A 20580-nucleotide genomic window follows, 5' to 3' on the forward strand; every position below is an offset into this window, starting at 1 on the left:
GGGGAACCGCTAGCCGGCTATCCGACGCAGTCGCGCGGACATGTGGGGCACCAGGCCCCGCTCCGGGTGGACGCGCTCCTCGACCCAGCCCAGGTCGCCACCCTCGACGATCCCGTAGATGCGCTTGGCGCCGCCACGCTTGGGTCCGGTGGGGGACGCGAGGACCACGTCGGTCGTCATCTCCCAGGCCGACTGGCTGATCGGTGCGCCGTAGTACATCTCGATCACGCCGGACGCGTGGGCCACGAGGAACTCGAGCTGGTCATCCGCGGAGATCCGCCAGAATCCCGTCTCCCGGTAGGCCGCGTCGTCCACGGCGCCACCGGCGTCGAAGGTCCAGGCGCGGGAGGTCCAGGTCAGGTAGTTCTCGCCGTCGTGGGCGACGATGAGTTGTTGGCCGAACCGGTGCTGGCCGCGGTCCTCGGTGTCGGCCTCGCCCTCACCCTCCCAGACGCCCACGAGCGGCAGCAGGGCCAGCAGACCCGGGTGCAGATCGGGGCCGAAGCGCAGGTTGGCGGTGTCCTCGGGGACCGGGAGTTCGGAGAACGGGGCGATGTTGCGGCGCGCGGTCTCCTCCGACCGCTCCGCCGCGGCGTCGACGGCCGCGTTTCCGGATCCGGGCACGACCGACCGGCCGCCTCCCCCTGAGGGGGTGGGCGGCGCGGGGTCACCGGTGTTCGGCTGGTCGCGTTCCGTCACGACTCGTCGGTGACCGTGCGGTACACGATGTAGCAGGTGGCCCACAGGATGGCCAGCGTGCAGAGGACCAGGAGGATCTCGAAGAAGAGCACCATGGCCCAATCCTAACCCCGAGCCTCTCAGCCGAGTGAGACGCGGGCCTCGATCGAGTGGATGAGGCAGTCCTCGGAGGGCACGACGAAGTCCTCGCTGACCCGCGCGGTGGCGCCCACGACGGTCGCCAGGGTGAAGTCCGCGTGCACGACGCCCTCGCGCCCCGGCGGGTCGACGGTGATGACGATGTCGCGGACCTCGCGGATCACCGAGTACTGCAGGTGCAGGTGGAGGTCCCACCGGAGCTGGTCCGCCCCGAACCCGGTCTTCAGGCCGTTCTCGCGACGGACACAGTCCTTCGCGAACGGCACACGGAACGCCGCGGCCGGGACCGTGAGCGCGGTGAGGTACATCCGAACGGCTGCCTCCCGCTCCTCGGGGGAGTAGGGGCCGGGGTGATCGGGCACGGCCGGGGTCGCCCCACGGCGTTGATCGATTCCCACGAGGACGGTGGAGGCGACCGCGGCGCCGACGGCGACGACGGAGGCTCGCCCGGCCATACCGAGCACACGCGACAGGAGAGACATGGGATCGAGATTAGCCAGTCCCGCCGGCCGCCGGGGTGAACACGCGGCTCACCGCTCGACGGGGACCCCGATGAGGGAGCCGTACTCCACCCAGCTGCCGTCGTAGTTGACGACGTTCGGTTGATCGAGGAGCTCGTGGAGGACGAACCAGGTGTGGCTGGACCGCTCGCCGATCCGGCAGTACGTGACGACGCGCTGCCCGGGGGTGCCGAGAAGATCGGCGTAGATCTCGCGGAGCTCGGCGTCGGGCCGGAACGTACCGTCGCGGGTGACGGCTCGGTTCCACGGAATGCTCACCGCGCCGGGGATGTGCCCGCGCTGTCGGCCGCCCTCCTGGGGCAGGCCGGCCGGTGCGGCGAGCCGGCCGGTGAACTCGTCGACCGATCGCACGTCGACGAGCGCGTCACTGCCGAGGCCCGAGAGCACGTCCTCGCGGAACGCCCGGATCGACAGGTCCTGGGGCTCGGCGACGTACTCGGTCGCCGGGCGCTGCGGCAGTTCGGTCTCCAGTGGCAGGCCGTCCCGTTCCCAGCGCATACGGCCACCGTCGAGGAGGCGGACGTCGGGGTGCCCGTACAGCCGGAGGTACCAGTAGGCGTAGGCGGCGAACCAGTTGTGATTACCGCCGTAGACCACCACGGTGTGCTCGCGGGTGATGCCCCGAACGGACAGGAGTTCGCCGAACCGCTCACGGTCGACGAGATCGCGCGTGTACTCCTGCTGGAGTTCGGTTCGCCAGTTCAGCGCGACGGCACCGGGGATGTGCCCGTCGGAGTGGTAGGCCGTCACGTCCTCGTCGACCTCGAGGAAGACCACCGAGTCGTCGGCCAGGCGCGAGGAGGCCCAGCGGGTGCTGACCAGTACGTCGTCGCGACTCATGGGCCCGAGTCTAGAGGTCCGTCCGTGCGAGGCCGTCGAGCGGCGCGGTGCCGGGCCCGCCGTCACCGGCGGCGGTGATGGTGCCGCCCGTGATGCTGAGGGTCTCGACCGCCACGCCCAGCGGGAGGACGTCCGGTTCCAACGTCAGTGCCGTACGGCGCAGGGCGAGCTCGCCGTCGCCGTCGGGGAACCCCGCCGGCCCGGTCGCGGGCGCCACGGGGACGAGCCGTGCGCCGAGGTCGTCGACGACGAGGTCGACGAACGCCGAGACGCGGACGTCGGATCCCTCGAGTGTCCCGGTGACCCGGGCCCGGGTCTCGGTACCCCCGGCGAGGCTCGGGTCGTCGGCCGCGCCGACCAGCACGTCCCGCATCCCCAGGGCCGGGCCGAGCGAGGCCCCGGTGATCTGTACCGAGACCGTCACCTCCCCGGCGGTCAGCGGACCGGTCGGGTCCTGCGGCACGGAGACGTCGGTGGCCACGGCCTCCACCGCGACCGGCCCGAGCCCGGGCCGGTCGACGCCTTCGACCCGGATCGCCGCCGAGACGAGGGTGTCCGGGCCGGACCACCGCGAACCCGGCGCGCCGCCGATCGTCACCGACGGGGGCCCGTCACCAGCGTTCCCCGGGTCGATCCGACCGGACAGGTCGGCCTCGATCCGTGAGGCGGACACCGTCTCCACGGTGAAGGCGCTGCCGGCCACGACGGCCACGGCGACAGCCGCGATGACGACGGGGCGGGGGAGTCTCATGGCATTCAGGTGTACTCCAATCCCCGTTTCGGGGGTGCGGGTCGCTAGTATCGTCTCGGCCCCCGGACGGAGAGGAAGCGACATGGACGTAGTGCTCCTCGCCGCTGAAGCAGACCCGGAGGCGGTCATCCCCGCGCTGCCTCTCCTCCCGCACTCGGTGCGTGTACTCCCGCCGCTGGCGTCCTCGCTGGGGGATCTCTCCGGTGCGGCACTCGCCCTGGTCGACGCGCGGAGTGATCTCGCGGCGTCGCGGGCACTGTGCAGGCTGCTGTCCGGTGGCGGGGACCTCGCCGTCATCGCCGTCGTCTCCGAGGGGGGACTGATCGCCGTCAGCGGGGACTGGGGCCTCGACGACATCCTCCTGCCGACCACCGGGCCGGCGGAGGTGGACGCCCGGTTCCGCCTCGCCGCCGCGCGACACTCGTCCCAGGGCGAGGCGGACGGTGGCCTCCTCACGGTCGGCGAGCTGGTCATCGACGAGGAGACCTACGTCGCCCGCGTCAAGGGGCGCCCCCTGGATCTGACCTACAAGGAGTTCGAGCTCCTCAAGCACCTGTGCCAGCATCCCGGCCGGGTCTTCTCCCGCGCGCAGCTGCTCCAGGAGGTGTGGGGTTACGACTTCTTCGGTGGAACCCGGACCGTCGACGTCCACGTCCGGCGCCTGCGCGCCAAGCTCGGTCCCGATCACGAGTCGCTCATCGGCACCGTCCGTAACGTCGGGTACAAAGCGGTCCGGCCGTCGGATCGCAGGGAGGACGGAGGCGACGCATGACAGTCACCGAACGCGCACCGGACGCCGGTGCCGCCGACCGCATCGAGGCGATGGCCCGGCAGGCGGGATCGGTTGACGGGGTCGCACCCCTCGGTGAGCAACCCCTCCGGGCCCTCCGCGGGCCGGCCGGCGGGGCGCGTCACTTCCTCGCGACCGACCCCGATGAGCCCGGTGCCGCCGCGGGCGGGGGTGCCGTCGACCCCGTGATCGTCGGCTACGCCCAGCTCGTCGGCGCCGGGGACGAGGCCTCGGCGGAACTGGTGGTGGACCCCTCGCACCGGCGCCGGGGGCACGGGAGCGCCCTCGTCCGCGCGGTCCTCGACGCCGAGCCCGGCGCCGCGATGTGGGCGCACGGTGACCTGCCGTCCGCGCGGGCCCTGGCAGAGGGCCTCGGGCTGGCGCGGACACGCGAACTGCTGAAGATGCGCCGGCGCGCCGCCGGAGGGCCCGCGCTTGCGGATCCGCACCCGTCCGGGGGGATCGAGACAGGAACCCTCGCCGAGGCCGCGTCGGAGGGCGGGTCGCGGTGGCCGGGGATGGACACCCGGGAGGAGTTCCTCCGCGTGAACAACGCCGCGTTCTCGTGGCATCCGGAACAGGGGGGCTGGACGCGAGAGCAGCTCGACGACCGGCTCGGCGTCGACTGGGTGGATCCCGGCGCGGTCTTCCTCGCCGTGGACGCCGCGGGCGAGAAGCCGCGGCTGGCCGGATTCCACTGGACGAAGACAGTCGCCGAGCCCGGGCAGCCGGTCGAGGGCGAGGTCTACGTGGTCGCCGTGGACCCGTCTGACCAGGGCAGGGGCCTGGGCGGTCTGCTCACCGCCGTCGGGGTCGAGCACCTCGAGGGCCGGGCCGGGGCGGAGTCGGTCGTCCTCTACGTGGAGGGCGACAACCTCCCGGCCATCCGCACCTACGAGAGGCTCGGTTTCGCCGTCGAGCACCGAGACGTGACGTACGCCTCGCGCTGAATTCCGCGGCGGTCCCGAGGCGAGATCTCAGGATCACCCCAGGTGGGGTACCGCGGGGGGAGGGACGTCTGTCCGGGTGAACAGCCCATGACCAGGGAGTTCATCTCGGGTTCACCTACGTCCTCGGCGTTGTTCACGTCCGCACCCTAGGTTCTCTCCACGTCGGATCGGCGCGTCCCGGTCCGACCCTGCGACCCAGTCGCCGACAACGTGACCCGGTGGAGGTCTCCACCGGATGAACCAAGGAGATTCTGTGGACCTCAAGCGCACCGGTGCCCTGCTCGGGCTGGCCGCCCTGACGACGGCCGGACTGGCCGCCTGCTCCGACGACAACGCGGGGACCAACGAGACCGCCCAGAACGTCGCGGGCGTCGAGTGCGAGGGAAAGCCGAACCTCAACGCTTCGGGATCCTCGGCGCAGAACAACGCCATGACGATCTTCGCCAACTCCTACGCCACGAGTTGTGAGGGACAGACCATCGACTACAACTCCAACGGCTCCGGCGCCGGCGTCAAGGAGTTCATCGGTGGACAGACCGACTTCGGCGGTTCCGACTCGGCGCTGAAGGAGGACGAGTACCCCAAGGCCGAGCAGCGCTGTGAGAGTCCGGCGTGGAACCTTCCGGCGGTCTTCGGTCCGATCGCGGTGGCCTACAACCTCGACGGGGTCGAGCTCAGCCTGTCGGGCTCCACCATCGCCCAGATCTTCAACGGCGAGATCACCACGTGGAACGACCCGGCCATCGCCGCGGAGAACGAGGGAGTGGAGCTCCCCGAGCAGGACATCACCGTGATCTTCCGCTCCGACGAGTCGGGTACGACCGACAATTTCCAGAAGTACCTCGTGGCCGCGTCCGACGGCGCGTGGACCCAGGAGGCGGGCAAGACGTTCAACGGCGGCGTCGGCGAGGGTGCCAAGGGCAACGAGGGTGTCTCGGCCGCGATCGGCCAGACCCCGGGGACCATCACCTACACCGAGTGGTCCTACGCCAAGAACCAGGGCCTGTCGATGGCCAAGGTCATCACGCCGGCGGACGCGGAGGGCGTGGAGCTCAACGCCGAGACCGCGGGCACGACCATCGACTCCGCCAAGCTGCAGAACGAGGGGACCAACGACCTGGTGATCGACACCTCGTCCTTCTACGTCCCGGAGGCCGCGGGGGCCTACCCGATCCTCATGCCGACCTACGAGATCGTCTGCTCCGAGTACCCCGACGCCGAGACCGCTGCTGCGGTCAAGGCCTTCCTGAACGTCGCCGTCTCCGAGTCCGTGCAGGGTGAGCTCGAGGGCGAGGGTTACATTCCGGTTCCCGACGCCTTCCGTGGCAAGCTGACGGACGCGATCGACGCGATCAAGTGATAGCCCGGTCGCCGTCCCCGTCCGCGGACGGGGACGGCGACCGACCTCATACAGACCCCCGGAAGACTGAAGGTCCCATGACTGTGCACGACTCCGTCGAACGAGACGTCGACAAGACCGCCGGCCGCCGCGGTGAATGGTCGGAGGACGACCACCCGGGGGCCGGGGGCCGGGGAGACGGCCCACGGGGCCTGCTCACCAACGGGTCGTCCCGGAATATCGACTCCGTCTTCCGGTCGGTCACGGTCGCGGCGGGCGCGATCATCGTCGGGCTCATCGCGCTGATCGGCATCGTGCTGGTCCTCCAGGCCGTGCCCTCCATCCTCGAGGACCAGGTCAACTTCTTCACCAGTTCCGAGTGGAACACGACCGATCCCGACAACCTGAGGTTCGGCATCCTCGACCTGTTGAAGGTCACGGTCCTGAGCTCGGTCTTCGCACTTCTGCTCGCGGTGCCCGTCGCGATCGGGATCGCAACATTCCTCGTCCAGTACGCGCCACCCCGGATCTCCCGGGCGCTGTCGGCGATGATCGACCTGCTGGCGGCCGTCCCGTCGATCGTGTATGGGATGTGGGGACTCATCGTCCTCGGCCCGTGGATCACCCCCTTCGCCACCTGGCTCAATGAGAACCTGGGGTGGTTCTTCCTCTTCGCCGACGGGAACGTCTCGATCGCCGGAGGCGGGACCATCTTCACCGCGGGCATCGTGCTCGCGATCATGATCCTCCCGATCATCACCTCGATGTCCCGCGAGACGATCCGTCAGACCCCGTCGTTGCACCAGGAGGCCGCTCTGGCACTCGGCGCGACGAAGTGGGAGAAAATCCGGATGACGTGCTTCCCCTACGCGAAATCGGGCATGATCGCCGGGTCGATGCTCGCCCTCGGCAGAGCGCTCGGCGAGACGGTGGCGGTGCTCATCATCCTCCGTGCCTCGAGCTCGGCCAGCGGCCTCTCCCTGTTCGACGGGGGCTTCACGTTCGCGTCCAAGATCGCTTCCGGGTCCGCGGAATTCAACAACCCAATGTCGACCGGGGCCTACATCGCCGCCGGGCTCGTGCTGTTCCTCCTCACGTTCATCGTCAATCTCATCGCGCGCTCGGTGTCCGGTGGAAAGGTCAACGGCTGATGTCCCAGGTAACCCCCGACCTCGCACGACCGGCCAAGCCGTCCGAGACCTTCCTCCCCGTCTCCGGTGGGCGGAAGGTGAAGAACTCCGTGGCGACGGCGGTGTTCACCCTGTCGTTCATCGTCGCGGTGATCCCGTTGATCGCGCTGCTCTACAAGGTGGTCTCCGCGGGGGCCGAGGCGATCATCAACCCGACCTGGTGGACGAACTCGCTCTTCCTCGTGTCGCCGTCGTCGCTCGCCGGCGGCGTCGGTCACGCCATCTACGGCAGCCTCGTCCAGGCGCTCATCGCGGCCGTCATCTCGATCCCTCTGGGTATCGCCGCCGGCATCATGCTCGTGGAGTATCCCGACTCCAAGCTGGCGCGACCCACCACCCTCATGGTCGACGTCCTCGCCGGCGTCCCCTCGGTGGTCGCGGCGATCTTCATCTTCGGCATCTGGATCACGATGCTGCAGTTCGAGTTGAGCGCCTTTGCTGTGGGACTCGCGTTGGTCCTGCTCATGATCCCGCTGATCGTCCGCTCCACCGAGGAGATGCTCAAGCTCGTCCCGGATGAGTTGCGCGAAGCCTCGTACGCGTTGGGGGTGCCCAAGTGGAAGACCATCACCAGCGTGGTCATCCCCACCGCCCTGTCGGGGATGATCTCGGGCATCTTCCTGGCGCTCGCCCGGGTGATGGGGGAGACCGCGCCCGTGCTCATCCTGGTGGGGTACACCGCGAGCTACAACTACGACCTCTTCGAGGGCAACATGGCCTCGCTGCCACTGCTGATCTACAACCAGCTGTCCAACCCCAACGACGCCGGTCAGTACCGCATCTGGGGCGCGGCTCTCACGCTCATCCTCATCATCGCGCTCGCGAACGTTCTCGCGGCGTTCGCTTCCAAGGCGCTCGCGCCGAAGACCAAGTAAGGACACATCGGTTCAGATGGCAAAGCGACTCGACCTCGAGAACGTCGATATCTTCTACGGTGACTTCCACGCGGTGAAGGACGTCGACCTCCACGTCCCGCCGCGGTCCGTGACCGCCTTCATCGGCCCTTCCGGTTGTGGAAAGTCCACCGTGTTGCGCTCCCTCAACCGTATGCACGAGGAGATCGCGGGCGCCTACGTCAAGGGCTCCATCAAGCTCGACGGGGTGGACATCTACGACAAGAAGATCGACCCCGTCGCCGTCCGGCGGACCATCGGGATGGTCTTCCAGCGCCCCAACCCGTTCCCCACGATGTCCATCAAGGAGAACGTGGTCGCGGGACTCAGGCTCCAGGGGGTCAAGAACAAGAAGACCCTCGACGAGGTCGCGGAGAAGTCACTGCGCGGCGCGAACCTCTGGAACGAGGTGAAGGACCGCCTCGACAAGCCCGGTGGTGGACTCTCGGGCGGCCAGCAGCAGCGTCTGTGCATCGCCCGCGCGATCGCCATCGAGCCGCAGGTGCTGCTGATGGACGAGCCGTGTTCCGCGCTCGACCCGATCTCGACGCTGGCGGTGGAGGACCTCATCGCCGAGCTCAAGAACGAGTTCACGATCGTGATCGTCACCCACAACATGCAGCAGGCCGCCCGCGTGTCCGATCAGACCGCGTTCTTCTCCCTCGAGGCCACCGGCATGCCGGGCCAACTGGTCGAGGTCAACTCCACCGAGAAGATCTTCTCCAACCCGGACAACAAGCAGACCGAGGACTACGTGTCCGGCCGTTTCGGCTGACCCGTCCCTGCGGCATATCGACGACTGCCCCGACACCGGCCTCGAGGCCGGTACCGGGGCAGTCGTCGATATGCGTCCGGCCCCCGGTGTCAGGCGCCCCCGGAGGGGCCCTCCCCGCCGGCCGCCTCGTGGCGGGCGATGCGCTCCTTGAAGGTCCGGTCCGTCTCGTTGAACTGGCGCACCAGTTCCTCGCTGGAGGGGGACGGGCGCTCGGGGTCGTCCTCGGGCACGGTGGCGTACTCGCCGGTCGCCAGGAAGATCACGCGCTGGGCGACCTCCACGGCGTGGTCGGCGAAGCGCTCGTAGTACCGGCCCAGGAGGGTGACGTCGACCGCGCAGGCCACACCCCACTTCCACTCCCGGACGGTGAGCAGGGTGAACAGATGACGCCGCAGGTCGTCGACGGCGTCATCCTGCCGTGCCAGCGTGGCCGCCTGCTCGGCATCCCGGTTGAGGAGGACCTCGGTGGCGGAGCGCCCCAGTGAGACTGCCACCCGGCCCATCTCGGCGAGGTAGCCGTTGACGGGCTCGGGCAGAACCGGCTCGGGGTGGCGACGGCGGACGATCTTGGCGACGTGGCCGGCGAGCGTGCCCATCCGGACGAGGTCCTGCACGAGCTGGATCGACGTGACCACCTGTCGCAGATCACGCGCGACGGGCGCCTGGAGGGCGAGCAGTGCGAAGCCCCGCTCCTCGTTCTCGGTCGCCAGCCGGGACATCTCCGTCGCGGACTCCAGGACCTTCTCTGCGGCGACGAGGTCGACCTGGAGCAGGGCGTGGGTCGCCAGCTCCATGTCATCGGTCGCGAGGGAGCACATCCGGGCCATGGACGTGGCCAGGCCCGCGAGTTCTTCGGAGTAGACAAGACGCATATCGCCAGGATACGCGCATGTCAGGGCGGTTACCGCCGGTGCGGTGAACGACCGGTGAACATTCGGCCGCGACGGGCTCAGCCGCCCGAGTTCTCGGCGTCCGCGCCCTCGAGCGCGGTGGCGTCGTCCTCCGGGTCATCGAGCCAACCCTCGGGCAGCAGCACCCTGGAGGGGGAGCCCTGACGCCCCCGCGGGCCGTACCCGTCGGCCGGGAAGGGCTCGTCGGCGGGGAGATCCGCGAGCAGCTCGGCCAGGTCGTCCAGGGTGCGGACGGCGGACAGACCGACCCGCTTCTCCGATCCGGCCGGGAAGCCCCGGAGGTACCACGCGACGTGCTTGCGGATGTCGCGCATCCCCTTGTCCTCGCCGTGGTGCTGCGCGAGGAGTTCGCCGTGGCGGTACATGATGCGCGCGACCTCGCCCAGCGCGGGCGGGGTCGGCGCCTCACGACCGTCCAACCGTGCGGCCAGTTCGGAGAAGAGCCACGGACGGCCGAGGCAACCGCGGCCGATCACCACGCCCGCGCAGCCGGTCTGTTCACGCATCCGCACGGCGTCCTCGGCGGAGAAGATGTCGCCGTTCCCCAGCACCGGTACATCCGAGACCGCCCCGACGTGCTCGACGAGCCGGGAGATCTGCGACCAGTCCGCCTCCCCGGAGTACCGCTGGGCGGCCGTCCGCGCGTGGAGCGCGACGGCCTGCGCGCCCTCCTCGACGGCGATGCGGCCGGCGTCGAGATGGGTGTGGTGGGCGTCGTCGATGCCGACGCGCATCTTCACCGTCACCGGGATGTCGGTGCCCTCGGTGGCGCGGACCGCCGCGGCGACGATCGAGCGGAACAACCGGCGCTTGTAGGGGATGGCGGACCCGCCACCACGTCTGGTGACCTTGGGCACGGGGCACCCGAAGTTGATGTCGATGTGATCGGCCAGGTCCTCGTCGACGATCATCTTGGCGGCCGCGTAGGTGTACTCGGCGTCGACCGTGTACAGCTGCAGACTGCGCGGCGACTCGTCCGGGGCGAAGGTGGCCATGTGCAGCGTCCCGGGCTGGCGTTCCACCAGGGCGCGGGCGGTGACCATCTCGCAGACGTACAGGCCGGACACCGAGCCCTGCTGGTCACGCTCGATCTCGCGGCAGAGCGTGCGGAACGCGACGTTGGTGACCCCGGCCATCGGCGCCAGGACGACGGGGGACGCGAGCTCCAGGGGGCCGATGCGCAGTGCGGGGGCCGCGGCGGCGGTGGGTGCGGACATGACCCCGATTCTCCCAGCGGGGCGCGAGCAGGTCCAATGAGCCCGCGCGCCGGGCGGTGACTGGTGCCCCCAGTCGGGCTCGAACCGACGACCTGCGGATTAAAAGTCCGTAGCTCTACCAACTGAGCTATAGGGGCGACGGTCACGATACCGTCCCCGTGTGCGGTTGGTTTATCCGCCCGGTGGGCGGTGCCCTACACTGGACTCCGCTGCGGACCGGGGCACCCGGACGTGGCGTAGGCCCCCTTCGTTTAGCGGCCTAGGACACCGGCCTTTCACGCCGGCAGCGCGGGTTCGAATCCCGTAGGGGGTACATAGTGTCGAGGTCCCGGTCACCGTCAGGTGGCCGGGACCTCGTGCATTCATGGCCCACGTGCCTCTGACGTGTTCGGATACGGCTGGCAGGGGGCCGATTTGCGCAAAGGTCGGGCGGTCCACTAGTGTTCTTTCTCGTGCGAAGAGCACGGCCCTGTGGCGCAGTTGGTTAGCGCGCCGCCCTGTCACGGCGGAGGTCGCGGGTTCGAGTCCCGTCAGGGTCGCCAGAGACATACCGGCGCATTCGGTGTTCACCGGGTGCGCCGGTGGTCTTAGGGCCAGGTAGCTCAGTTGGTACGAGCGTCCGCCTGAAAAGCGGAAGGTCGTCGGTTCGATCCCGACTCTGGCCACAACACCGACGAACGCGTCGGAGGGAACCCCCTCCGGCGCGTTCGTCGTTTCGGGGAACGTCCTCCCCTCGTTATAGCGTGGACGCCATGCCATCGACTGCCGCCGAGGTCCCTGACGTGCCGGAAAAGTCCCGTAGGGGACCTCGGTGGGGGATCGTCGCCGCCGTCGGCGGACTCGTCGGCATCCTGCTCGCGATCATCGTGCCGCTGCTGCCGGTCACGCAGACCACCTCCACCGTCAGCTGGCCCGAGGCGGGCACCCTCGAGCCGGTCACCGCGCCGCTCGTCGCGTACTACCCGCTCGACCTCACCGTCGAGGTGCCGTGCACGGCCGTCGGGCAGTTGCCCGACGGCCGCGAGGACGGCGTGCTGGTCTCGACCGCGCCCCGCGAGGCGGGGGAGAGCGCGGCGGCCCGCGCGCTCATGGTGTCCGTGGCCGGCCCCGACGTGGAGGTCCGCAGCCGCAACGCGCTCGTCGCCTCCGCGCCCACCGACGCGGTCGCCGCGCCCGGCGCGTGCTCCACGATCCGCGTCACGGCCGACTCCGGCTCGATCGGTGCCGAGTTCGTCGGCCTGGAGATCGACGGGCAGGGCGTCGGGGGCCGGATCGACGCGGACCTCCGTCCACAGGTGGTCGGGGTGTTCACCGACCTGGAGGGCGCGGCACCGGAGGGCATGGCCGTCGACATCACGGTCGACTCGCGCTACACCACGCAGGCGACCGCCATCAAGCAGATCGCGATCGTCGTGGGCATCCTCGCGATCCTCGTGGCACTCGTCGCGTTGCACCGGCTCGACCTGCGGGACGGGCGGACCGCGCGACGCATCCTCCCACCGGGCTGGTGGAAACCGCGTCCGCTGGACCTGCTGGTCGTGGCGACGCTCCTGGTGTGGCACGTCATCGGGGCCAACACCGCCGACGACGGCTACATCCTCACCGAGGCGCGCGCTGCCGTCTCCAGCGGCTACATGCCCGAGGTGTTCCGCTACTACGGGGCCCCGTACGCGCCGTTCGGCATGCCGTACTACCTCTACACAGCGATGAGCGCCATCTCGCTGGGCAGCGTCTGGCTCCGACTGCCCGCGCTGCTGCTCGGCATCGCCTCGTGGATCCTGCTGTCCCGGGAGGTCATCCCGAGGCTCGGCATCGCCGCCCGCCGCGCCGCGGCCGTGCGGTGGAGCACCGCCGCGGTCTTCCTCGCGTTCTGGCTCACCTACAACAACGGCCTCCGGCCCGAACCGATCATCGCCTTCGGTGTCCTGGCCACCTGGGTCTCGCTCGAGCGGGCACTCGCGACGGGACGGCTGCTACCCGCGGCGACCGGGTTCATCATCGGTGGGCTCACCCTGTCCGCAGCGCCCACGGGAACGTTCTGCATCGCGGTCATCCTCGCCGCGTCCAGGCCACTACTGCTGCTCGTCATCCGGCGCGCGAAGCGCGACGGCTGGGTACCGACCGTCGCGCCGCTGCTGGCGGCCGGACTGGGCGTGCTGCACCTCATCTTCCTCGACCAGCCGCTGGTCACCACGCTGCAGTCGTCGGCGCTGCTCGGGGATGTCGGCCCCTCGGGCAGCTGGTACGAGGAGGTGTGGCGCTACGAATGGCTGATGAACCCCACCCCGGACGGCTCGCTGGCCCGCCGTTTCGGTGTACTCGCCATGCTCCTGTCCCTCATCACCTGCGCCGCGATCCTGTTCCGTAAGGGCCGGATCCCCGGGGTGTCCGTGGGCCCCGCCCGCCGCATCGTGGGATTGGCGGCCATCTCGATCGCGTTCATGGCGCTCAACCCCACCAAGTGGACCCACCACTTCGGCGCCTTCGCCACCATCGGCGCGGCGCTGGCGGCGCTGGTGACCATGGCGGTCCTCCCGGCGGCGACCAGGTCGCTGCGCAACCGCATGCTCTTCCTCGCCGGCGTCCTGTTCGTCCTGGCGCTGAGCTTCACCTCCACCAACGGTTGGTGGTACATCTCCATCTACGGCATCCCGTGGGGCGGCACCCAGCCCACCATCGCCGGGATCACCCTGTACTCCGTGTTCCTCGGGCTGATGCTCGTGGCACTCCTCGCCGCCCTGGTCCTGCACTACCGGGAGCCGTTCATGACGCGCACCGGGCAGGAGCGGGACGGTGGAGACCGCGGCCCCCTGCTCCGGTTCGCCCGTGAGGTCTCCCACGCCCCACTCGGGCTGGCCGCGGCCCTCGTCGTCGTCGTCATCGTCGCCTCCATGGCCGCAGCGGTCCGCAACCAGTACCCCGCGTACTCGGTGGGCCTGCAGAACCTCCGCGCTCTCTCCGGCGAGCCGTGCGGCATCGCCGATGTCGTGCTCGCCGAGCCCGACGCCAACGCCGGCCTGCTCGCCCCCGTCGGCGAGCCCCGGGACCAGCTCGAGGCCGGCGGCGAGGCGGTCGTGTTCGACCCCGACGGGATCCCGACCGACCTCACCGCCACGCAGGCGGCCGATACCGACACCCCCGGCACCGGCGAGGGCTCCGACACCACGTCGACCACCGCCGGCACCGAGGGCGGCGTGCGCATCGGGGAGGGCATCAACGGCAGCCACGCAGTCCTGCCGTTCGGACTCGACCCCGCCCGCGTGCCGGTCCTCGGCAGCCACCAGTCGGGTGCGCAGTTCAACGCGGAGACGACCACCGACTGGTACCGGCTCCCCGAGGGGGCGGGGGAGAACGACCGGAAGAGGGAGAACCCGCTCGTCACGATCGGCGTGGCCGGGTCCTTCGCTCTCGACGCGGTGCTCGTCGAGTACTCCACCGGTGGCGGGGAGTTCGAGGTGGCGGGCTCGGTCCTGCCGATCGACATCGGGCCGGCTCCGTCCTGGCGCAACCTGCGCGTACCGACGGACACCCTGCCCGACGACGCCACGGCCATCCGGTTGGTCGTCCGCGACCTCGACCCGGACCCGTCGCGGTGGATCGCGTTCACCCCGCCGCGCATGCCGGAGCTGGTCACCATGCAGCAACTGGTCGGCGACTCGAGGCCGGTGCTGCCGGACTGGGCGGTCGCGTTCCACACCCCGTGCCTGCGCCCGTTCGACGAGTACGCCGGCGTCCACGAACTGCCCGAGTACCGCGTCCTGCCCGATCGGGGACTGGCCGTGAGCTCCACCAACACGTGGCAGGCGTGGGACGGCGGTGGCCCCATCGGGTTCATCGAGTTGCTGCTCGAGGGCGAGACGGTGCCGACCTACCTCGAACACGACTGGGACCGCGACTGGGGATCGCTCGTGCGGTACACCCCGCTCGTGCCCGAGGCGCGCGAGGCGACCGTCACCCACGACGAGGCCGTACGGTCGGGACTGTGGAACGGTGGGCCGCTCGCGCGGTGACCGGCTAGCATCGGCCCCGGAGCTATTACAAGGACTTCCAAGTAATGGCGCACAGGCACCTGACGACGACAGACTGGAGACACGCATGTCCGTGACGGAGAAGCAGTTCGAGAACATCCTGGTCGAGCAGACCGACCGGGTCGCGACCATCACGCTCAACCGCCCCAAGGCGCTCAACGCGCTGTCCAGCGGCATGGAGAAGGAGGTCGTCGAGGCCGTCGAGGCGTTGGACGGCGATCCCGGGGTCGGGTGCATCGTCATCACCGGGTCGGAGAAGGCCTTCGCGGCCGGCGCCGACATCAAGGAGATGAAGGACAAGAACTACCCGGGCATCTACCTCGAGCGGTTCTTCCACGACTGGAAGCGCCTCACCGCCGCGCGCACGCCGATCATCGCCGCCGTGTCCGGTTTCGCCCTGGGCGGCGGCTGCGAGCTGGCGATGATGTGCGACATGATCATCGCCGGTGACAACGCCAAGTTCGGCCAGCCCGAGATCACCCTCGGCGTCATCCCCGGCATGGGCGGTTCGCAGCGCCTCACCCGCGCGGTGGGCAAGGCCAAGGCCATGGACCTGTGCCTGACCGGCCGCCAGATGGACGCCGACGAGGCCGAGCGCTCCGGCCTGGTCGCCCGCGTCGTCCCCGCGGCCGAGCTGCTCGACGAGACCATGAAGGTCGCCACCAAGATCGCCTCCATGAGCAAGACCACGGCCATCGTCGCCAAGCAGGCGGTCAACCGCTCCTTCGAGACCACCCTCGAGGAGGGCCTGCTCGCCGAGCAGAACGCCTTCTACGCGCTGTTCGCCACGGAGGACCAGACCGAGGGCATGTCCGCGTTCGCGGAGAAGCGGAAGCCCGAGTGGCGTCGCTGAACGACGGACTGAGGCACGGGCACCTCGCCGGGGGCGGTGACGGGACGCACGACGCGCACGGCGCCCCCGGTGAGCCCCTGCCCGTGCTCGTCCTCACCGGGTACCTGGGCGCGGGCAAGACCACCCTGCTCAACCACCTGCTGTCCGGCACACCGGGGCTGCGCATCGCCGCGATCGTCAACGACTTCGGCGAGATCGACGTGGACGCCACCGCCGTCGCCGGCCGGGTGGACTCCATGGTCTCGCTGGCCAACGGCTGCGTGTGCTGCGAGGTCGACGCCGGTGAGCTCGGCGAAACCCTGACCCGGCTCGCGGACCCGGAACTCGGCCTGGACCTCGCGGTCATCGAGGCCAGTGGCCTGGCCGAGCCGCCCGTCCTGTCGCGGATGGTCCACGACGTGCCGCGGCACGTGGCGCGCCACGCGGGGATGGTCCAGGTCGTCGACGCCGAGGGCCTCGATGACGCCATGAAGCGACATCCGCGACTCGCGGCGCACCTGGCGGAGGCCGACCTCGTCGTCGTCAACAAATGCGACCTCGTCACCCGCGAGCGGTTCGGCGAGCTCCGGGCGACGATCCGCACCCACGCCCCGCGCGTGGCCGTGCTCCCGGCGGTCCGCGCCGCGGTCCCGGCCGGGTTGCTCCTGGACATGGCCCCCGACGGCCCACCGACCGCCGCGCCCGCCGCGACGTCCGGCGGCACCCACCGGCACGGCGAGCACGGACACGGCGACCACGGACACGGCGAGCACGGACACCTGCATGACGGCTACACGGCCGTCACCGTGACGCCGGCCGGCCCTCTGCACCCGCGCCGCTTCCTCACCGCGGTCTCCGCGCCGCCGGCCGGCGCCTACCGCGCCAAGGGCACGTTGACCCTGGCAGGCGCGGACGGCCCCCGCCGCTACGAGGTGGCCCTGGTGGGCCGCCGGTTGGAGCTGCGCGCCGGGGGAGAGGGTCCGGAGGGTCTGGTGGTGATCGGCGTGGAGATGGACGACGACGAGGTGGTCCGCTTCCTCGACGAGACCGTGCTGGACACCGGGGAGACGGTCGACGCCTCGGCCGTGCTGGGCCTGCACCCGTACCTCGTCGGCGACCCGGACTCCAGCGACGTCGAGGAATGGATCTACGACGAACAGCGGGCGGCGCCCGTCACCGGGGTCGCCGCGATGCTGGCCGATCCCGAGGATCCGGAGGCATTCGATCCAGCTTTCACCCCCTGACCGCGGCGCGGGGACGAAGCTGCGGCCGGTACCCCCGACGACCTGACGCCTCTCTCATGTTCTGGTTCGGCGTCACCCCGGCCACGTGCGTATAGTGGCGCTGACGACGCCGAAGTGTCGCACCGGCAGGGGGGCCAACCGCCCGCGGCGGGGGTGCTGCACGGACGAGGGAGGAGACCTCGTGGACGAGGACAACACCGGCCACGGCCCGAGCGGCGCCGGGGACGCCCAGCGACGCAAGCGTGACCTCGCCTCGGTGCGTAGCGCGATCGCGGCGCTGCGGGAGGCCACGGGAATCCCCGTGACGATCGGTGGTGTCGTCGGGGAGGGCCACACGTTGGTCCTGTCCGAGTCCCTCGGGATGCGGACCTCGGCGATGAAGGACCTCAAGGTCCACTACGGGGCCGGCGTGGGCGGTCGGGTCATGGCCACCGGCAAGCCGGTCGGCGTGGCGGACTACCCGCGAGCCGGGGTCATCACCCACGAGTACGACCTGCCGGTGCTCTCCGAGGGGCTGCGGTCGATGGCCGCGATCCCCGTCGTGGTGGGCAAGGACGTACGCGCGGTGATCTACGCCGGTGTCCACTCCTCGGTCAGGTTCGGCGAGAAGGTCCTCAACCAGATGGCGGCCACCGCCCGTGCCCTGGAACAGGAGATCGCGGTCAACGACGCACTGGCGGCCCGCGGCGCCGCCCCGGTCGGGCCCGGCTCCGGCGAGGGCCGGTGGGACGACGTGCTGTCCAACGAGCGGATGCGCGAGACCCACGCCCGCCTGCGGATGCTCGCCTCACGCACCGAGGACCCGGACGTCCGCGCGGAGCTCGAACGCATCTGCGCCGAGATGGTCTCCCCGCCGCCCGAGATGCCCACCGCGCGGTTGTCCCGCCGCGAACTAGACGTGCTGGCGTGCGTCGCCCAGGGCAAGACCAACATCGAGACCGCCGCCGACATGGGCATCGGTGCCGAGACGGTGAAGAGCTACCTGCGGTCGGTGATGCGGAAACTCGACGCGCACACCCGGTTCGAGGCGGTCAACGCAGCGCGCCGCATGGGCGCGCTGCCCTGACCCGCACCGCTCCGGCCGGTCGCGGTCCGGTCAGCCGCGCTCCGTCCGCTGAGCGCCGGTCAGCCGCGCTCCCCGCCGGGCACCCACAGGACGTCGCCCTCCGGGTTCGCGACCCGGCCCAGGACGAACAGCAGATCCGACAGCCGGTTGAGGTACTTCGCCGGCAGGACCGAGGTCGTCTCCGGGTGCGCCTCGACGGCCGCCCACGCCGAACGCTCCGCCCGTCGGGTGACGGTGCGGGCGACGTGCAGGTACGCACCCCCCGGGGTCCCGCCCGGCAGGATGAACGACGTCAGGTCCGGCACCTCGGCGTTGAACTGGTCGATCCAGCCCTCGAGCCGGTCGATGTACGCCTGCTCGATGCGCAGCGGCGGGTACTTGGGGTCCTCGACCTCCGGCGTCGACAGGTCCGCGCCGGCGTCGAAGAGGTCGTTCTGCACGGTCCGCAGTACCGCGACGACACGGTCGTCCAGGCCGCCGAGCGTCACGGCCACGCCGATCGCCGCGTTGGCCTCGTCGCAGTCCGCGTACGCCACCAGTCGGGGGTCGTTCTTGCTCACGCGCGAGAAATCAGACAGGCCCGTGGACCCGTCGTCGCCGGTCCGGGTATAGATCTTGGTCAGGTGAACAGCCATGTCGGCCAACCTACGCTGCCGCGGGGCCGCGGCTGGAGCGGATCCCTCCCTCCTCTCGCCTAGGGTGGAACCGTGAGCGCTAATCCCACGTCCCGCGAGGAGAGCTTCCTCGTCCGCGGCGGTACCCGACTGTCCGGCGAGATCTCCGTATCAGGCGCCAAGAACAGCGTGCTCAAGCTGATGGCGGTGGCGCTCATGGCCGAGGGGCGGACGACGCTGACCAATTGCCCGACGATCTCCGACGTCCCCGCGATGGCCGATGTGCTGCGCCACCTCGGGTGCACGGTCGAGGTCTCCGGCGACACCGTCGTGATCGACACCCCGGCCGAGTTGGGGCACGTGGCCGACGACAAGGCGGCTCAGAAGCTGCGCGCGTCGGTGTGCATCCTGGGACCACTGGTCGGCCGCCATCATCGCGCCGTGATCGCGATGCCCGGCGGAGACGCGATCGGCAGCCGTCCCCTCAACTGGCACCAGAACGGACTCAACCGGCTCGGCGCCCGCACCCGCATGGACCACGGCCGACTCGTCGCCGATGCGACCGAGCTCCGGGGCGCGAACTACGAGCTGAGCTTCCCGTCCGTCGGCGCGACCGAGACCTTCGTGACCGCGGCGGTCCTGGCGGAGGGCACCTCGGTTCTCAAGAACGCCGCGCGCGAGCCGGAGATCGTCGACATCTGCGACCTGCTGAACGAGATGGGGGCACAGATCAGCGGCGCGGGGACGAGCACGATCACCGTCCGCGGCGTCGATGAGCTGACGCCGGTCAGTCACCGGGTGGTCGGGGACCGGATCGTCGCGGCCACCTGGGCCATGGGTGCGGTGATGACCCGGGGCGACGTCACCGTCACCGGCATCGACCCCATGTTCATCCACGTGGTGCTGGAGAACCTGCGCGCTGTGGGTGCCGACGTCGAGACCGGGCCCGACTGGATCCGGGTCGCCCAGGAGGGCCGACCGCGGGCCCGGGACATCCGGACCCTGCCCTTCCCCGGTTTCCCCACCGACCTCCAGCCGATGGCGATCGCACTCGCCTCCGTGTCCGAGGGGGTGTCGGTGGTGACCGAGAACCTCTTCGAGGCACGGTTCCGGTTCGTCGAGGAGATGGTCCGCATGGGCGTGACCGCCGAGACCGACGGTCACCACGCCAAGATCGTCGGCCGCGAACGCCTGGACTCCGCGACGGTCTGGGCGAGCGACATCCGCGCCGGGGCCGGGCTCGTGTTGGCCGGCATGTGCGCGGACGACGTCACCGAGGTCTGCGAGGTCTTCCACATCGACCGGGGATACTCCGACTTCGTCGGGAACGTCCGGTCCCTCGGCGGCGAGATCGAGCGAGTGTCCACCCATCGTTGAGGTCGACGGGGCGGAGATCGGGCACGCAGCGCCGAAACCGCCTCTGACCAGGCGATTAGTACTTTCGCCGCAGCCCGTGTAACTTTATCGGAGCCGCCAGGGAGCGGGCCGGAGCCGAGAGGCGAGGGCCTGGTTCGGGTGGTGGGAAAGTGCGGGTGTCCGGTTCTCCTGGTTTGACTGGGGCGGGCGGGTCACCTACGCTGGAGAAGTTGCCCCGAGCGGGTGGCGGATTGCAGTGACTGTCCCGCGAGCTGGTTGTCTTCGGATGACTGGGGAGTGGTGTGTGGGTGTTGTTTGAGAACTCAACAGTGTGTTTTGTTTGTGATAGTGCCAAATTTTTTGTTTGGTTGCGACCCTTTCACATCCCTGTCGTGGGGGTCGCGTTTTTGTTTGAACAGCCAGTTT

The 20580-nt window shown here is 70.0% G+C and carries 18 protein-coding genes and 4 tRNA genes; 14 read left to right on the forward strand and 8 right to left on the reverse strand.

Features of this window, described 5'->3' with window-relative positions; translation table 11 throughout:
- Positions 1-9: 9 nt before the first annotated feature.
- The 4 genes from AC3DEV_RS16235 to AC3DEV_RS16250 form a co-directional block, all read right to left on the reverse strand.
- Positions 10-699 carry a heme-binding beta-barrel domain-containing protein gene (locus AC3DEV_RS16235; RefSeq protein ID WP_374210689.1) on the reverse strand — a complete coding sequence of 230 codons (690 nt, stop codon included), beginning with the start codon at positions 697-699 and terminating at the stop codon, positions 10-12.
- A 119-nt stretch (positions 700-818) separates the two neighbouring features.
- Positions 819-1319 (reverse strand): DUF8021 domain-containing protein, encoded by a 501-nt coding sequence (locus AC3DEV_RS16240; RefSeq protein WP_488372763.1) that lies wholly within the window; start codon positions 1317-1319, stop codon positions 819-821.
- A 48-nt stretch (positions 1320-1367) separates the two neighbouring features.
- Complete coding sequence (locus AC3DEV_RS16245) at positions 1368-2198, reverse strand: sulfurtransferase (RefSeq protein ID WP_067712016.1); 831 nt, start codon at positions 2196-2198, stop codon at positions 1368-1370.
- 10 nt (positions 2199-2208) lie between these two features.
- Complete coding sequence (locus tag AC3DEV_RS16250) at positions 2209-2949, reverse strand: LmeA family phospholipid-binding protein (protein WP_259822057.1); 741 nt, start codon at positions 2947-2949, stop codon at positions 2209-2211.
- 82 nt (positions 2950-3031) lie between these two features.
- Between AC3DEV_RS16250 and AC3DEV_RS16255 the strand changes: the two genes are divergently transcribed.
- The 6 genes from AC3DEV_RS16255 (at position 3032) to pstB (ending at position 8886) form a co-directional block, all read left to right on the forward strand.
- Positions 3032-3721 carry a winged helix-turn-helix domain-containing protein gene (locus tag AC3DEV_RS16255; RefSeq protein WP_067712021.1) on the forward strand — a complete coding sequence of 230 codons (690 nt, stop codon included), beginning with the start codon at positions 3032-3034 and terminating at the stop codon, positions 3719-3721.
- Positions 3718-4689 carry a mycothiol synthase gene (gene mshD, locus AC3DEV_RS16260; RefSeq protein WP_488372764.1) on the forward strand — a complete coding sequence of 324 codons (972 nt, stop codon included), beginning with the start codon at positions 3718-3720 and terminating at the stop codon, positions 4687-4689. Before AC3DEV_RS16255 ends, mshD begins: the two co-directional genes overlap by 4 nt.
- A gap of 253 nt (positions 4690-4942) precedes the next feature.
- Entirely contained in the window at positions 4943-6049 is a 1107-nt protein-coding gene (gene pstS / locus AC3DEV_RS16265) for a phosphate ABC transporter substrate-binding protein PstS (RefSeq protein WP_488372765.1), read from the forward strand.
- Between the two features lie 77 nt (positions 6050-6126).
- Positions 6127-7179 carry a phosphate ABC transporter permease subunit PstC gene (gene pstC, locus AC3DEV_RS16270; RefSeq protein ID WP_120284455.1) on the forward strand — a complete coding sequence of 351 codons (1053 nt, stop codon included), beginning with the start codon at positions 6127-6129 and terminating at the stop codon, positions 7177-7179.
- A complete protein-coding gene (gene pstA, locus AC3DEV_RS16275; protein ID WP_488372766.1) occupies positions 7179-8093 on the forward strand; it encodes a phosphate ABC transporter permease PstA in 915 nt (304 codons plus the stop codon). Before pstC ends, pstA begins: the two co-directional genes overlap by 1 nt.
- A 16-nt stretch (positions 8094-8109) precedes the next feature.
- Positions 8110-8886, forward strand: a complete 777-nt coding sequence (pstB, locus tag AC3DEV_RS16280) for a phosphate ABC transporter ATP-binding protein PstB (RefSeq protein ID WP_067712029.1) — start codon at positions 8110-8112, stop codon at positions 8884-8886.
- Positions 8887-8975: 89 nt separating this feature from the next.
- Here the strand turns inward: pstB and phoU are convergent, their stop codons facing one another.
- From phoU to AC3DEV_RS16295, 3 genes are all read right to left on the reverse strand, one after another.
- Complete coding sequence (phoU, locus tag AC3DEV_RS16285) at positions 8976-9758, reverse strand: phosphate signaling complex protein PhoU (protein ID WP_256820127.1); 783 nt, start codon at positions 9756-9758, stop codon at positions 8976-8978.
- Positions 9759-9835: 77 nt separating this feature from the next.
- The gene (gene dusB, locus AC3DEV_RS16290) at positions 9836-11014 is read right to left on the reverse strand and encodes a tRNA dihydrouridine synthase DusB (RefSeq protein WP_475395988.1); all 1179 of its coding nucleotides are present in this window, start codon (positions 11012-11014) and stop codon (positions 9836-9838) included.
- 61 nt (positions 11015-11075) lie between these two features.
- Positions 11076-11151 (reverse strand) — tRNA-Lys (locus AC3DEV_RS16295).
- 103 nt (positions 11152-11254) lie between these two features.
- Between AC3DEV_RS16295 and AC3DEV_RS16300 the strand changes: the two genes are divergently transcribed.
- The 7 genes from AC3DEV_RS16300 to AC3DEV_RS16330 all read left to right on the forward strand — a co-directional run bounded on the left by AC3DEV_RS16300 (position 11255) and on the right by AC3DEV_RS16330 (position 18184).
- Positions 11255-11327, forward strand: a tRNA-Glu gene (locus tag AC3DEV_RS16300).
- A gap of 152 nt (positions 11328-11479) precedes the next feature.
- Positions 11480-11556 (forward strand) — tRNA-Asp (locus AC3DEV_RS16305).
- 49 nt (positions 11557-11605) lie between these two features.
- Positions 11606-11679, forward strand: a tRNA-Phe gene (locus AC3DEV_RS16310).
- Between the two features lie 87 nt (positions 11680-11766).
- A complete protein-coding gene (locus AC3DEV_RS16315) occupies positions 11767-15024 on the forward strand; it encodes an arabinosyltransferase domain-containing protein (protein ID WP_488372767.1) in 3258 nt (1085 codons plus the stop codon).
- 85 nt (positions 15025-15109) lie between these two features.
- Positions 15110-15895, forward strand: coding sequence for an enoyl-CoA hydratase (locus tag AC3DEV_RS16320; RefSeq protein WP_256820130.1), 786 nt, complete (start codon positions 15110-15112; stop codon positions 15893-15895).
- Positions 15883-17118: a CobW family GTP-binding protein gene (locus AC3DEV_RS16325; RefSeq protein WP_488372768.1), complete on the forward strand. Its 1236-nt coding sequence runs from the start codon at positions 15883-15885 to the stop codon at positions 17116-17118. Before AC3DEV_RS16320 ends, AC3DEV_RS16325 begins: the two co-directional genes overlap by 13 nt.
- Before the next feature lie 181 nt (positions 17119-17299).
- Positions 17300-18184 (forward strand): LuxR C-terminal-related transcriptional regulator, encoded by an 885-nt coding sequence (locus tag AC3DEV_RS16330; protein ID WP_256820132.1) that lies wholly within the window; start codon positions 17300-17302, stop codon positions 18182-18184.
- A gap of 59 nt (positions 18185-18243) precedes the next feature.
- Here the strand turns inward: AC3DEV_RS16330 and AC3DEV_RS16335 are convergent, their stop codons facing one another.
- Positions 18244-18819 carry a cob(I)yrinic acid a,c-diamide adenosyltransferase gene (locus tag AC3DEV_RS16335; RefSeq protein WP_256820133.1) on the reverse strand — a complete coding sequence of 192 codons (576 nt, stop codon included), beginning with the start codon at positions 18817-18819 and terminating at the stop codon, positions 18244-18246.
- 72 nt (positions 18820-18891) lie between these two features.
- On the opposite strand from AC3DEV_RS16335, the gene murA reads away from it, so the two are divergent.
- Positions 18892-20175: a UDP-N-acetylglucosamine 1-carboxyvinyltransferase gene (gene murA / locus AC3DEV_RS16340; protein WP_256820134.1), complete on the forward strand. Its 1284-nt coding sequence runs from the start codon at positions 18892-18894 to the stop codon at positions 20173-20175.
- Positions 20176-20580: the final 405 nt, after the last annotated feature.

It is taken from the genome of Dietzia sp. IBK-p2-15D, from assembly GCF_057773105.1.

Coding starts and splice junctions, on each gene's coding strand:
- AC3DEV_RS16240 (WP_488372763.1), bottom strand. CDS start 1,319: ATGTCTCTCCTGTCGCGTGTGCTCGGTATGGCCGGGCGAGCCTCCGTC.
- AC3DEV_RS16320 (WP_256820130.1), top strand. CDS start 15,110: ATGTCCGTGACGGAGAAGCAGTTCGAGAACATCCTGGTCGAGCAGACC.
- pstC (WP_120284455.1), top strand. CDS start 6,127: ATGACTGTGCACGACTCCGTCGAACGAGACGTCGACAAGACCGCCGGC.
- AC3DEV_RS16335 (WP_256820133.1), bottom strand. CDS start 18,819: ATGGCTGTTCACCTGACCAAGATCTATACCCGGACCGGCGACGACGGG.
- AC3DEV_RS16250 (WP_259822057.1), bottom strand. CDS start 2,949: ATGAGACTCCCCCGCCCCGTCGTCATCGCGGCTGTCGCCGTGGCCGTC.
- AC3DEV_RS16255 (WP_067712021.1), top strand. CDS start 3,032: ATGGACGTAGTGCTCCTCGCCGCTGAAGCAGACCCGGAGGCGGTCATC.
- pstA (WP_488372766.1), top strand. CDS start 7,179: ATGTCCCAGGTAACCCCCGACCTCGCACGACCGGCCAAGCCGTCCGAG.
- AC3DEV_RS16315 (WP_488372767.1), top strand. CDS start 11,767: ATGCCATCGACTGCCGCCGAGGTCCCTGACGTGCCGGAAAAGTCCCGT.
- AC3DEV_RS16245 (WP_067712016.1), bottom strand. CDS start 2,198: ATGAGTCGCGACGACGTACTGGTCAGCACCCGCTGGGCCTCCTCGCGC.
- dusB (WP_475395988.1), bottom strand. CDS start 11,014: ATGTCCGCACCCACCGCCGCCGCGGCCCCCGCACTGCGCATCGGCCCC.
- phoU (WP_256820127.1), bottom strand. CDS start 9,758: ATGCGTCTTGTCTACTCCGAAGAACTCGCGGGCCTGGCCACGTCCATG.
- pstB (WP_067712029.1), top strand. CDS start 8,110: ATGGCAAAGCGACTCGACCTCGAGAACGTCGATATCTTCTACGGTGAC.
- mshD (WP_488372764.1), top strand. CDS start 3,718: ATGACAGTCACCGAACGCGCACCGGACGCCGGTGCCGCCGACCGCATC.